Annotated in this window: 7 protein-coding genes and 1 pseudogene; 6 read left to right on the top strand and 2 right to left on the bottom strand. The window is 36.2% G+C overall.

The genetic code is table 11. The features are described 5' to 3' along the window. Positions 1–1,367: 1,367 nt before the first annotated feature. The 3 genes from A6733_RS08945 (at position 1,368) to A6733_RS05250 (ending at position 7,077) form a co-directional block, all read left to right on the top strand. Complete coding sequence (locus A6733_RS08945) at positions 1,368–1,982, top strand: hypothetical protein (RefSeq protein WP_092411596.1); 615 nt, start codon at positions 1,368–1,370, stop codon at positions 1,980–1,982. Positions 1,983–4,585: 2,603 nt separating this feature from the next. Continuing rightward, positions 4,586–5,314, top strand: coding sequence for a hypothetical protein (locus A6733_RS05255; protein WP_092460582.1), 729 nt, complete (start codon positions 4,586–4,588; stop codon positions 5,312–5,314). A 1,004-nt stretch (positions 5,315–6,318) separates the two neighbouring features. Next, on the top strand, positions 6,319–7,077 hold the full coding sequence (locus A6733_RS05250; protein ID WP_092411598.1) for a hypothetical protein: 759 nt from the start codon (positions 6,319–6,321) through the stop codon (positions 7,075–7,077). A gap of 1,739 nt (positions 7,078–8,816) precedes the next feature. Here the strand turns inward: A6733_RS05250 and A6733_RS08350 are convergent. After that, the gene (locus A6733_RS08350; RefSeq protein WP_141663396.1) at positions 8,817–9,059 is read right to left on the bottom strand and encodes a hypothetical protein; all 243 of its coding nucleotides are present in this window, start codon (positions 9,057–9,059) and stop codon (positions 8,817–8,819) included. A 1,383-nt stretch (positions 9,060–10,442) separates the two neighbouring features. Here A6733_RS08350 and A6733_RS08940 point away from each other — a divergent pair. The 3 genes from A6733_RS08940 to A6733_RS05225 all read left to right on the top strand — a co-directional run bounded on the left by A6733_RS08940 (position 10,443) and on the right by A6733_RS05225 (position 13,332). Then, the gene (locus A6733_RS08940) at positions 10,443–10,583 is read left to right on the top strand and encodes a hypothetical protein (RefSeq protein WP_176696777.1); all 141 of its coding nucleotides are present in this window, start codon (positions 10,443–10,445) and stop codon (positions 10,581–10,583) included. A 531-nt stretch (positions 10,584–11,114) separates the two neighbouring features. Next, complete coding sequence (locus tag A6733_RS05235) at positions 11,115–11,357, top strand: hypothetical protein (RefSeq protein WP_092411600.1); 243 nt, start codon at positions 11,115–11,117, stop codon at positions 11,355–11,357. Between the two features lie 1,225 nt (positions 11,358–12,582). Next, positions 12,583–13,332 (top strand): hypothetical protein, encoded by a 750-nt coding sequence (locus A6733_RS05225; protein WP_092460580.1) that lies wholly within the window; start codon positions 12,583–12,585, stop codon positions 13,330–13,332. Positions 13,333–14,166: 834 nt separating this feature from the next. Here the strand turns inward: A6733_RS05225 and A6733_RS09395 are convergent. After that, positions 14,167–14,535: pseudogene (locus tag A6733_RS09395) on the bottom strand (hypothetical protein). Positions 14,536–15,059: the final 524 nt, after the last annotated feature.

Genomic DNA, 15,059 nt, shown 5'->3' with positions numbered 1-15,059 from the left:
TAACTAAGGATAAATTACTAACCTTTGCAGCAACCCTAGACACAGCTAACAAGGTATTAGCTCAAGCCTAGATTTTCCATCAGAGCTATCAACTAGATCTATACAATGCCAAAACAATAGGTAGTTTCATTATGTCATATTAGTATTTTCAATATATTATGCAGGTACTTATATACAAACTGTGTTTGTTACTTGCTACTTATTTATTAATAATAAATAACCAAGTTATTAAAATAATTTTCTATTTTCGATCGTGAGATATTGTCTATCATTATGCAAAGAAATGATGGAGATATTTCATCATAAAAACAATAAACATGGGCTACTAAATTCATTGCGGAATAATACACTGTGCTTCTGATAAGATAGTTAAAAAAATATAAAATCAAATCAATAGAAAATCATATGTTACGAAGGATAAACATATATATCCTTATAATAATCATTCAATATGCGTAGTAAAAGTAATAGAAAAACTGGTGAAATCTTTAACAAACTACATAAGGATGTAAATTAGGTGCAATGATAGAAGCAAGCGCAACAAAATGCAAAAAACCAGGTTACAAGAAAAGAAAAAAGGTAGTGCGATGTATTTTACATACCATAATCTAAGATCAGAAAAATCTTTAAATGTGACACAAAAAACTACCGCTTATCACAATGCTAAATCAAGAAATATTAGCCATAATTATATTGGAATGCAACGAACACGCAAGGACTAAGAACTAGTGTTGCTAGAGAGAAGAAAGTATCTATAATTTCAAACAGCAAAACAATAATTTTTGTCAACAATAAAACCAAATTTTTCTCCTGAAACAAACTAACTCTTAATTCTAGTCTATGCAACATTATTCGATTACCATATATCACAAAATGATAATACTTAATCCTTCAGGCATATAGTCAAATTAAATTTAGATACCTAGATCATTTCAGTTATTTTTAGATGTTATTTTCAGACATCATCATACCTATTATCACCACACCTATTGGATTTTTCAGGTGTGTTTAAAAATTTCTAGTATGGTACAAAAAAGATCAGATCTGTGGTGTACATACACCTGTACATTATTCTATCAAGATAAACAGAAACGCACGCATATTATGTCAATCACTTATTAGTGCTTGCATGGTTATAAATAAATATAATATATGTCTTACTAAGTATAGTTACTATTCATGTTTAAAGTTAAAAAGTTAATAGAAACTATTCTTCTCACCCCATACCTTGAGTGTAGGTGCGGCGGTACATTGCATAAGCTATAGGAAGGTAAGAACAGGCAGTATGAATCCTGGCTGTAGTGTGTGCGTGTGCGTATAGATAATAAACATAATAAATATGTAAAATATAAAAAAGGGGAAGTTGCATGTCTGATAAAAGAATACATATGGTACGAAATGGTGGCAGCGATTCAGAAACCAGTGAAAGTAGCGGTGAAGGTGAGTCACCTCCTCTTGGTGGAGTGGGTCAAGATGGGTCTGGGAGAACGGAAGATCCTCCTACTTTAACACGTAGACCCATAAGAGGAGGTGGTGCTGGAGAGGGTGGTGGCGCTTCATCTGGTTCTGGTTCTAGTAGGTCAGGTGGCACTACTACTAGGGAAGAAGAAGAATCGGCAAGGGCTGCCGATCGTGTTGGCATGTCGCTTGTAGAGGGGAGAAGACTACACCTTACCGAGGCTGAGTGTCATGTCTGCCAACGAGCCAGAATAGATGCTTCTACTCATTGTGCCCTTGCAGCTATTGTAGGATTTTTATTTCTTCTACCGCCTACACTCATCTGCTTGTGTGATCGACTGTACGCGGACTGGAGCGAAGAACCGGTTAGCTTAATTGGATTGACACAAGGAGCCAACAATTCGATGCTTAATGGTCTTATTGTGATATTGGTATGTTTTATTATTGCTTTATGCAAATATGTAGAAGGATTGCTTGCTGAAATTCATGAAGAGCACGAAGAGCAGCACGATAGGAGGCAATAGGATGAAGTAGATAAGAAACATGTAATAAGTAAAGTTCTGTGTAATTTGCTGCTAGTTAAATATCCATCTGGCGGAGGGCGTTCGGAATTGTGCTCTAGCAGAGGGCGTGTGATTGGCTGTTGTAGGCAGCAAGCTTGTCTTTTTCGTGCGTGCCGTGCTTTATTACGCTGTTAGTGGATATGTGATCTGAATATGTGTGATCGACTGTACGCGGAGACTGGAGCGAAGAACCGGTTAGCTTAATTGGATTGACACAAGGAGCCAACAATTCGATGCTTAATGGTCTTATTGTGATATTGGTATGTTTTATTATTGCTTTATGCAAATGTGTAGAAGGATTGCTTGCTGAAATTCATGAAGAGCACGAAGAGTAGCACGATAGGAGACAATAGGATGAAGTAGATAAGAAACATGTAATAAGTAAAGTTCTGTGTAATTTGCTGCTAGTTAAATATCCATCTGGCGGAGGGCGTTCGGAATTGTGCTCTAGCGGAGGGCGTGTAATTGGCCGTTGTAGGCAGCAAGCTTGTCTTTTTCGTGCGTACTGTTTTGCTTTATTACGCTGTTAGTGGATATGTGATCTGAATAGTAGTATTTGCTTGGTATGAATTGTCTGACTCTACGGATTAAGTTAGTTAAGAATTTTTCAAAAGAGTGAATCTTCATTTTAGGTGGGGCGTGGCTTGGTGTTATGAAAAATATATTAAGATAGGTATTTGCTAATAAGGGTATCAGGTTCTTGGTCAACACGTACGTACGGTAGAAAGATATAAAATAGTGTTTCAGGTAGCAGCAGAGGTGGGGCAGAAGTTAGGTGGGGTTGACGTTATTTATTCATGATTAATGTGCATACCGCAGGTTGGAGCTAGTAGGTCAGGGTGAAGAGAAAATATGAAGGTGATGGTGGTAAGTAAGGCTGTGTAAAAGTGAGAAGGTCATCAATAGCGTTTTTGTCACCAGTATCTTAAAATGGTGTGTCTCACCGTTTGTAACAATAACACTGTAAGTACGTGAAGGTGTCACATTAATACAAAATCCCATTGGTAAATACAAAAACAATAAGCGGGGGCATCTGATAAAAAAATATGCGATGCTTCAAGCGGTCATAGTAGTTCAGAGACTAATGAACCTGGTACCAAGTAAAAACGGATCTACCGTTGAAGTAGTGTCGGGGTACCAGAGATGGAAAACTGGAGAGTAAGTACTATGTAGTTCATGGTCAGGTGCATCATTAACAAGTCCTAGTGGCTCTGGATTGTCTAAAGAATTAACTGCAAGACCAAAAATAAGACACGGGAGAGGTTAGGGAAAGGCATTGGAAGAAAGAAAATGATGTGTGGGCATGATCCTGCCAGAAAATCGGCAAAATATTTGAAATCTCAAGGACTAATTCTAGCTGCTTCTGTAGGTGGAAAAGGTGATTATGTAATGACTGAATAATCTGCCAACAGTGAGAATGTTAGGTAGCGCCCTGACTCAGGTGCGGGCCGGGAAAAACGGTCCTTATTGCAAGAAAAAACACCCTCACGGATAACGTAGGAGATGGTTTTAAGATGTGTTACGTTGCCCCAATTAAGCCATTTGTGGATTTTTTATATTGCGAATTGTTAATAACCACCAAAGGTTTCGATAAATCATCAACTGATGAAATGGTTGGGGCCTTTATAAGACAATCCTTGCGAACCTGTTAGCTGAATATTGTTTGCCCTCCCCCATGCTGATTATCGTGATGCTTTGTGGTTATAATGTGTTAAATGAGAATAAAAGATCTGGAAAAAAAGCAACCAATAACACAGAAAAACAGCAACCCTTGACCAGTTCCCTTTCTATTACGAATAAGTTGATTATATTTGAAAGTGCAATCTAAACGATAGGTGCCCTAGTCTTGATTTGGACAACACTCGAAAAAACTAACAAATCAACAGTAAAACTGTCACTGGCATAGAAAATAAAATGGTAGAAAATATCTTATTTATTATAGCTCATACAATAAAACAAAGAGCTTATGTTGCACGTGCATGTCTAATAGTAGATAACACTTTAGAACGTTGTTGTTGCTAATCTGTACTATGTTTACCAAGCACTGCTAAATTGGTAAATTGGTTTGTAGCTCGTACGGTTCAGTGGTGTAAATTATCTTTGTTCGACTATAATAGTGATGGTGTGGCAATACTCATCTACGTATAATACCAAAAAGGTCGAGTCATTAGAATTTTTAACCCTACTTAATAAGATGCAAATACCAATCTGCTCTATATAAAAATTGAGGTTTTATCATATATGAGATAAATAATTTTTTATGTAGTGATTGATTAATTTTTGTCAACTTGTAGTAGCATGTGATAGTAATGCGTGACAAGTTTAAAAAGATTCATAATCTAACATGCGCCATCTTGTACGGAATTATGTTACAATACTTAATTCTATGACATCCAAAACTTATATTATTACGTGTACTGCCATCTAACTTCCGCAATTAAAATTTAACAGTAACATTGTTTTCTTATCAGTACCCTGTAAGAATGTTCCATTGTTTGTGGAAACACCACAGTAAGAATGAAAATGTTCCATATTATAAGAGAACAATACACGAGGGTAATTTTATGTTTGATAAAAGAATATGCGGTGCTTCAAGTAGCCATAGTAGTTTGGAAACTGACGGAACTCGCATCAGTAGAAGTAAGTCTCCCCTTGTAGCAATAGGTCAAGATACTAAATATGAAAAATCAGAAGATAAAGGTAATGGTTGTGGATCAAATGTACCATTAACAAATCCTAGTAACTCTGGACCATCTCATAAATTAGGTACTAGATCAAAAGTAATACTCAGTGGGGATAAGAAAAAACTTGGCAATAAAAAAGATAATGTATGGCATAATCCCACCCGAAAATCAGCAAAATCTTTGAAAGGTCAGGGGCAATTTCTAGCCACTTATGAAGAAAAAGATGATGGTGAAGACAAAGAATGCTTATCGGGTTTGATGGCAGTAAGAGCACATGAAGAAGGACCACGATGTATTCGCCATGGTCGTGGCATGAGGGCTAAATTACGTAGTAGCACTAGTTATGATTTGAGTAATTACAGTTGCCTTAATTTGTGTATTTTCCTCGCACTTGCCGTTGTAATAGGAGGACCAATTTCAGCAGTGCTAATTTCTTTCAATGATATTGCAGAATCAGGAAATTCTGATCAAGGAAGTGCACCTGTAAATAAATCAACCATGAGCAACTATTGTCCCGTAATTGGATCCCTTGTATATCTATTTCTCGCAATGTGCATTGTTATTGTGATATATGTATCTCCGAACAAAGATAAAAAACGAAAAAGATAAGAAGATGTAGTGACTTTAAAAATCTTGCTAGTGTGCATTGATGCCTGTAGTGTGGTTTACTCTAGAACATTTTTGTTGCCACCCGCTCGTTTATCAAGGGGTTTCTAATAAGATCACATTGTATATCTCGATCTAATTGTAGATACCTTTGTTCATCCGCGACAACGGGTTAATGCTGTTTCTAGTATCTAGAAAGTTAGGTCATTGGAATTTTTTAATTTCCGCATCACTTAGATGCAAACTCAAGGTTTTATCATGTATAAGATCTTTTTAGGTGGCGGCTTGCAGGTTTTTGTCAGTTCGTAGGAATCACACAATGAATTCAAAAAATTTATGGCATGCATCACCCTGTACAGAATCTCCAATTATACAGAATATGAGGCTTTTTTACTACGCACCGATCCGGTAGCTTTATTACATTTCCTTCTACATAAATTACTTATTTATTGTTATAAAAGTAAAAAATTAGTATAGCAATATTTAAATCATTCCATAGACGGGCATAATCTCACCGATACAAATGCAACATATAATGGTAGAAGGTAATAAGTAGTGGTAATTGTACGTTCGATAAAAGAAAAGAACGCAAGTTGCCTGCTGAATCAATATCAATTTATTAAGTTTAAAACACTATGACATTATAAATAATAACTAGATTTTGTTTAATATAAAATATATAGCCTTTCGGAGGATAATTTATTAATAATTTTATTGAATTATATGGATAACAAATTATAAATGTAAAAAGATCTATCACCTCTATTGTTGAACATCTTGTATAGGAACTATATAGTCATAACTAACAATGAGACATAATATTTCATCACGTACTAAACAATACTTACATCATTATATAAAATATTTATTATTTACCATAATGATGGCAGATAAGTTAGCAATAGCATTATTCTCTTATCAATATCTTAGAGTGTAGTACACCCCCTATTTGAACAGTACTACTATGGTAAGGAGGCGTATAATTATCATAAAAACGATAAACCAGGATGGTCCTGTCTGATAGAATAATATATGCTGTTTCGGGTAGTGATAGTAATTCAGAGACTGGCGGGCTTGGTGATAATATAAGCAAATCTACACTTAGGGAGATAGGTCAAGATACTAAAGAAGAAGGCAGTAAATCAGAGGGTAAGTCTGGTGGTCGTGGATCGGGTGCTCCTTTAACAAGTCCTGGCGATTCTGGACCGTCTAGGGAATTGGGTGCGAGACCAAAAGTAGGACACGAGGGAGGCAAGGGAAAACATCGGAAGAAAAAAGATGTTGTATGGCGTAACCTTACCCGAAAATCAGCAAGGGCCTTGAAAGGTCGAGGACAACTTCTTGCTTCTAATGAAGGAAAGGATGGCGATAAAAAAGAAGGAAAGGTGTCATCATCGGGTTTAAGAGTAGTAAGATGTGATGGTCCGAGGAGTTCTCATCATACTCGCGGTAGAAGAAAAGCAGATAGCACACTTAGTTTACGCGGTGAATTGCGTGGATATAGTTGCCCCGAATTATTATGTATATTGTTCTCGCTTGCTATTGCAGTAGGAACACCAATTGTGTTAGTGATACTTTCACTTGGTAATACTGTAAAATCGCTAATTACCGGACAAGAAAATACATCTGCAGATGAATCACCAAAGACAGATTATGGTCCTATAATTGCATCGGTTACATTTCTACTTATCGCAGTAATGTTCGTTGCTCTTGTAATACACGGCAGTAGATCGTCTTTGGAAAAAAATAAAAAAAGAAAAAGATAGAAGAAATAGCTGACTTTAAGAAGCTTGCAGGTATGCGTGCGTGTTAATACCAGCAAGTAGTTTACTCTAGAACATTACGTTGCTGTGATCCACTTGATGTTCACCTGTAACTAGTGAGCCCATTTGTGACTCGATGGTATGGGTATTTTTTTGTTAATCTGTAATGACAAGGAATCGCCTTTTCGTTTCTAGTATTTAAGAGATGGGTCATTGATAATTTTCATGTATAAAATCTAATGATTCTTGGGATGGCCGGTTTTTATCGGCCCGCAGGAATCGCATAATCAATTTAAAAAATCCCTGATTCTCCGTATGTAGCACATCGTACGGCTATCAAGTTATACTACAATATTTAGACTCAAAGTCAAAAAATATAGGCCGCCATTTTTTACCTTTGATGTAAGTACTGTGACATCTTGTAATAAGAATAAGTACTAATCCTTGCTAAAATATATGCATATAAACAATAAAAATTAATAAACAAGGCAAGATTACGTGTTTGATAAAGGAATACAAGATGCTTCAGCATGTTAACAATTCAGCGAAAATAGTGGCAATGAGGATGATTCACCTCCTCTTGATGTGGTAGATCAAAATAAATCTGATAAAACAGGAGGTGTCACCTCTCCTATTTTTACATGTCAACCCATGAGATGGAAGTGGTCATGGTAATGGTGATGCTTAAGCTTCCAGTGCTAGTGCTCAGGGAGCACCAGAAAAGAAGAATTTGCAGAGGCTATCAAACGACTAGGTAATGGTGAAGTGCGCTTGTATAAAAGAGATTACCTCTTGCAGAGGCTAGGTGTACTATCTGCCAATTAGCCAGGGTGGATTTATCAACTCAGTGTATCCTTGCAGCTGTTGCAGAGTATTTCTTTCTTCTAATAAACCCTACTCATCTGCTTGTGTGACCGCCTGTACACAGGCCAGAGCAAAGAATAAGTTAGCGCTCGATTGTATTGCAAGAATCTAACAATTATTAAGGTTCTGTTGGGATATTGATATGTTTTATTATCGCCTTATGCAAATATGATTGCTTAATAAAATTCATTAAGAATGTAGAGGGCAGCACGGTATAAAATAATATAATCACAAATAAGTAAAACATATAATACAAGTGAAATTATGGGTGCTATGATGGTTTATTAGTGAAATATTCATGGTTAGTACTTTTGAGGAGGAATGTGCTCTTGGTTGTTGCTTAACAACGGCTTGTATTTTTTGTGTGCTCCATTTTTAGTGGATTTGTATTTGTTTGGTTTGTGTAATGTTTGCTTGATATGGATTGTGTGGCATTGCAGATTAAGAACAATGAGGGAGTTTGTTATTTCAGACAGGCTTAACTTGACGTTATAAAAAATGGATTAGGACTGATACTTACCACATTGTCTTCTTACCGGTGTCTTGCAAGGATATCCCTCACTGTTTGTGATAATATCATAGTAGGTATAAAAATGTCCCAGTCCCTAATACGAAAACAATAAGCGGAGGCGATTCTGTGCCTGATAAAAGAGTGTGTGGTACTTCAGGTGGTAATAGTAATTCAGAAACTGATGAGCCTTGGTACTTGCGAAAGTTAATCCCCGCTTGGTGCTATAGGTCAAGGCAATGAAAAATCAAAATTAGAGAGTAAAGTTGGTGATAGTGAATCGGGTGTATCATTAACAAATCCCAGTGACCTCGGTTCATCTAGAGGGCTAGGTGCGAAACCAAAAGCAGGACACAGGGGGCAGGGAAAATCAGGCAATAAAAGGATGACATATGGAATAACCCTGCCAGAAGATCAGCAAAATCCCTGAAAGGACAAGGACAAAAGCTTGCTGCTGTGAGGGTGGCAAAGAAGATACTTGTAAAGCGGATATGCTTATGATAACAGCAACAAGAACACTCAGATCAGGTCCTAGACTCACATGGTCTAGGTGGTGACCAGTCCCAAAGAGGAGAAAAAGCCGGTAGTGAACGGCGCGGTGGTTACGCGGCATTTGATTTTGCTGTTGCGGCGTTGATATTTATGCCATGTTCAGCGATTTTAATTTATGATTTATTAAACCCTGAAGCCTCTCATGAAGAAAATGGCAAGGCACGTAGTTTTCTTCATGCATCGCAAAGAAGGATATTAGTAATCTGTGGCATCATCTTCCTATCACTTCTGGCATTAGCTGTTGTGTTGTATCACATAGGCTAAATAAGAACATGGGATCTAAAAAATAAGGTGGCACACGCGGTAGAATCGTATGTGTATACGTTGCTAGAAAAATAGTGGAAGTGCAGTGACTGTTTGCTATGTAGGTGTAATTTGTGCGCACCGCACGACGGTGGAAAATTATGGTACTGCCATCACCTTTAATATGAATCAGGTGATCGCGTTTTGAAGTGCCATTACTATATGTGATCATGTATTAGTTTGTTGACAAATACACTCCTACTACGAGTACACTACTACTCTAAAATCAACAATGAAACTGTCACTGGTCGCTCAAGAATTAGAACAAATCACTATCCTACAACTAGAAATACTAACCCTAAAAATGTTTAAAACGTTTAGTATGATTATAATTACATCTCTGATTAATAAAATTGTTACCAGCATAATCCAAGTACAATATGTACATACTCTAATGGAGAAGAAACCATATTCATTACCAATATGACAATAAAATATAATCCATCGCTTTTTATATCATAGAATAAAAAACTAACAATAATTCTAATAATGGCTAGAATTGTTACTACATACTTGGATCAATCTCAACGTATTAAACTTAAAACATTATAAAAACAAATAAATTTTGTCTAATATAAAATCAATAACCTTTAATAGGTTAATTAATTAACAATTTTATTAATTTATATGGAAACGCATAATAAATGTAAAAAGACCTATCGCCTTGTATTGTGGAATACACCCTATGTGAAATCTACGCCATCATAAATAAAAGTACAAGGTTCTATAACGTATCAGCCAATTCTTGCACTATTACGTATAGCTCTATACATAAATTAAATACACATAAAATTATTATTGTTTATCATAAAAAAACAATACCAGAATAACAGAGTATGGTTGTATCTCTGGTAGGATAACAAGCTGCATTTCAGATAATAGCAGTGATTAAAAAATCGGTGAATCTGATGTTAATAAATGAGATAACTCTTCTCTTGTGGCAGTCGATTAAGATAGGAATCGGAGTAGCAAATCAGGAGATTATGTGGTGAGCCCAGTAGGGGCTATTTGTCATCTCTCAGCCACGTCCAACCAAGGGAATTGGGTGCAAAACCCATAGAAAAACCAGAAAGAAAAGAGAGAAAATATGTAAAGGAGGATATTGAATAGAATAAAAAGGACAGAAAGGCAGTGAAACTTTATGAAAGATGAAGAACAAAAACATGCTGTTGCTCAGGAGGCCAAGGAAGAAGATACCATCACATTGCACACTGCAACAGCAACTAGGGGTAGGCGTGATCCTGGCAGTAATCAGCTCTACAGGAAAAGAACCAGGACCTAGGGTGATATTATTAGTGCATGTGAAATAGCTACTAGTTACAATATGCATGCCTATTAGTGCAGTTTACGCTTACTATTTGCCTTATTAGGATAAGTAGAAGAGTTGCTTAGTCAAATTAATGAAGAGCACATAGAGTAACACAGTAGAAAGGGGTGAATGTGTCCATAGTAGTGGATAGTAGGCTAGTAAGCAAAGTTCTGTAATGATATTTGTTAGTGGAATATTCATGATATGCAAGTCCTGGATCGTGCTCTAACGAAGAATGTAGCTTAGTCGTTGTTGGACGGCAGCCTGTCTTTTTTGTGCGTGCCATTGTTGGTGGGTTTGAGTAATATTTGCTTGATATGAGTTATCTATATTTGTGGTACTGCCACGGTGAGTATGAAGATGTCCCTAATTCTGAACAAATACAAGTGCTAAAAACAATAAACAGGAGTAGTTCTATGTCTGATAAAAGAATATACAGTGCTTCAGATAGTGGTGGTAGTTCAGAAACTGGTAAACCTGGTACCGGTGGAAGTAAATATCCACTTGGAGCAATCGGTTAGGATACAAGGTGGAAAATCAGAGAGTAAAGATGGTGATTGTGGATCAGGTGCACCACTAACAAGTACTGGTGACTCTGGATCAATTAGAAAATTAGGTGTTATAACAAAATCAGAACACAGGGGGTTGGGAAAATCAGCTAAGAAAAAGAATAATGTATGGCATAGCCCTACCCCAAAACTAGCAAGATCTTTGAAAGGCCAAGAACAAATATTTGCTGCCGCTTGAATAAAAGGTGACGCTAGAAGAGAAGAAGACGTATTGTGTTTATCAGCAGTAAGGGCACATGAAGGATCGCGGGCCAGCCATGGTCACAGGAGAACTAGGTTAACATGGTACACTGGCCGTGGATGTAGGTTAGTCAGTTTATGTGCTTCGATCATGATTACTACTACAAGTGGTAGGACCAATTACAGCAATATTTGATACTAATTACATCGCAAGACCAGTAAATGATACTCAATGAAGTGCATCTGCAAGTAAACCAATCGTGAGAAATTGTTGCTATCCTGTGGTTGCATAGATTGTATATCTATTTGTCTTGATGTGTGTTGTTGCTTCAGTATCTATCTGTGGATCTTCGAACAAAGATAAAGCTGACAGATACAACATCAGAGCAACAATATCATCAAATGCTTTTGTGTGATATATGGAATGGTTGTTACGTTTTTTGGGAGCTGTATTAGTACGATATAGAACTCTAGGAGGAAATATAGAATGGCGTGGTATCTGTGTTGGTTCGTTAAAAAATACACCTCGCATGTTATACTTATAGCGAATTTCCTGGATCTTTAGTAAAACTTACATCGATATATATTTTAATGAAAGCGTAAACATTTCATAAAAATACCAACCTTTGCCTAATTTGTATTAAGCTGACTAATCGTACTATGAATATGCTATAGGGAACATATTGCGTATTTATTTAGCAAACAAATTCGCAACAATTGTAAATAAAGACTCTAACTTACTGCCTTGTAACTAAATCTACTCATTCCAAAACATCTTCAAAAATTCTCGAAGCATTTTGTAGAATTAAAAAATCCATCCTGATTTATAAAATAATTACTAGCGACAAACTAATATGCACATACTCCAATAGAGAAAAAACATCTTCTAACTATCAAATGCACACTAACTAAAATATAATTTCAAGTACTTTACTTCATAGTAAAACGCAAAAAATAACCAAAATTATCAACATACGCTGAAGCAGTATTTCCTAATTTATTGAGTTTAAAACATTATAACAAATGATTATGTCTCATCTAAAATAAAATCAACAATCGCTACACATAAAACGCTTGTTATTTATCATAATAAATGTAAAAAAGTTGGAAATAATACCGTTATCTTGCTAGTATCCCATGAGCGCATGCTTAACTATTTAGATACTGCTACAGTAGATGTGGTAATATCCCATCAATATAAAAACAATAAGCGAGGATGGTCCATGTCGGATAAAAGAATATGTGGCACTTCAGTTGGTGACAATAGTTCAGACAGTGATGAAACCAGTGTTAGTGGAAGAGAATATCTTCTTGGGGCAATAAGTCAAGATACTAAAGGAGGAAAATCAGAAGAGAAAGGTGCTGGTAGTAGCCGTGGTGGTGCATCAGCAGGTGCACCATTAACTAATCCTAGTGGCTCCGGATCGTTCCAAGAATTGCATGCAAAACCAAAAACAGGATACAGTAGAGAAAATAAAAAGTTAGACAAAAAAAATGATATATGGCATAACCCTACCCGAAAAAGAGCAAGAACTCTTAAAGGTCAAGGACAAAAACTAGCTGCTACTGACAAAGGAAGAGATGGTACTGAAAGTGGAGAAGAAGACTTGTCGGGTTTGGTAGCAGTAAGAGCACACGAAGGACCACGAGATGCTTACTATGGCCGCGAAGGTAGGACTCGTTTACGTATCATTAGTCGCGGTAGATTAAGTTACCGTGATTTATGTAGCGTACTAATATTCAGCACTGCGATAGTAATACCAATTGCAGCGGGGTTACTCCCGCTATTCCTTAGTATTACAAAAAAATTAAGTAATTCTGATCAAGCTAGCGCACCTGCAGACGAGTTGACTGCGAGGTATTATTGTTATTCTTTTGGGGTATTAGTATATACATCTATCTTGATAGGATTCGTTGCTATTGTGACATGTGTGTATTTAAGCAACAATAATAAAAATAAAAGGAAGAAATAGCTGTCTTTGTTTGTTATTCTACAGAGCATACGATAAGAAGTTTGTGTATGTATTAAAGTGCATTAATGCCATTAAGTAGTTTATTATATAACATGATTGTTACTACTAAATCACATCATTTATACTAAGAGCTGATATACCAGTGAACGGTTTGGTCATATACAATAAGAACTAGATGCTGTTTTTATCACCTTATAGTTCATCTCATTCGAATTTTTTAATCAATTTGCATCATATAAAAATTGAGATTTTATTGTGTATAAAATCGGTAATTTTTTATATTATAATCAGCAACTAACTTTTGTTAACTCGTAAGAATGTACATAATAAATTCAAACAAAACCTAGCATGTATCATGCTTGTCTAAACATGCGTAGTTATGACGAAGCATAAAATTCTATCATGTGCCATCTAGCACTTATATTATCACGGATATCATAAAAAAATCTTAGTGGCTCCGGATCATCTCAAAAACTGGGTGCAAAACCCAAATTGGGACAGGCTGCAGGTAAGGGGAAAAAATGCAAGAAAAAGGATAATATATGGCATAACCCTATACGAAATCAACAGATCTTTGAGAGTTCAAAGACAAGTTCTAGCTGCTGCTAGAGGTAGGGAATATGGCAAAGTGATGGTCTAAGAATCTGCAATGACAGTAAGAATATTAGGTAGCGGTACCAGACTTATACACGGACCAAGCAATGATCCTTCTCGTAAAAAATGCGCTCATGGTAGCGGTAGCGTCCAACTTGGTTAGGCTTAATTAGCAAACTTAGTTTCAATGCCCTTACGTAAAAATGAAGACTGGGTCACAAAAAGATCATCTCGTACCGACTATAATCTATCCCCCAAATTTTTGGTCAACAATTGCCAGCTACTCCAATCATCTTCCGCCATGCCATACTCTATAGATACTATTGGAAAATAACCACACAAATCATCCAAACAGGACGAAAAATCATCCGAATTCATAAATTAGTTAAAAATCTTGTAGTCCATCTTAATAAAACTGACTACCGGTACAGTTTAAAGCAATAATACACATATCACCTCCAGAGAATAAAAACCAGCCAAATAAATGGCATCTACCAATAACTCTAAGCCCTGCCCAATACCACTTAGGTTCAGAGCAAAACCACCTTTATCACCAACTGTGCAAAAAAGTACAATTTCATGTAGCTTTTCCCTTAGTGAATGAAAAATAAAAATCTTCCGTTAGTAGCATATATAAATAAATGCAACTAGAAAATAACTATTTAGCATAAATACCATAGTATCACTTATTTTTAGGATTCTTTATGCACAAAATATCTTTGCTTACTACTTATTCATCATTGCAACAATAAAAAGTTCATACAAATAATACTTTCTCATCTTTATAACGGATGGCACGGGTGCTTTTTGCCAAATATTTGATACCTTATCAATCATCGACACCAAAGTAAAAAATAATAAAAAGGCATAATTGTATGTTTGGTAGAATAACGCGCAGCGTTTCAAATGGTAGCAATGTTTCAGAAATTGATGAGTCTGGTCTTAATAAGTGAGGTGGCTCTTCCATCGGGGCGATCGATTAAGGTAGAGATGGGGGAGTAAATCAGGAGGTGATAGTGAGCACAGAGACTCTTTTTCAGATCTCGGTTATGTTAAAACAAGGTTGTTGTGTGAGAGGATCAGAGAAAAACCAGAAAGAAAATAAACCTTTTAATAAGGGTGTTGAATAGAAT

The organism is Candidatus Ichthyocystis sparus (genome assembly GCF_900078745.1).
In the GTDB taxonomy this organism is placed as follows: Bacteria; Pseudomonadota; Gammaproteobacteria; order Burkholderiales; family 2013Ark19i; genus Ichthyocystis; species Ichthyocystis sparus.
This window is presented reverse-complemented; position numbering and strand designations above follow the sequence as displayed.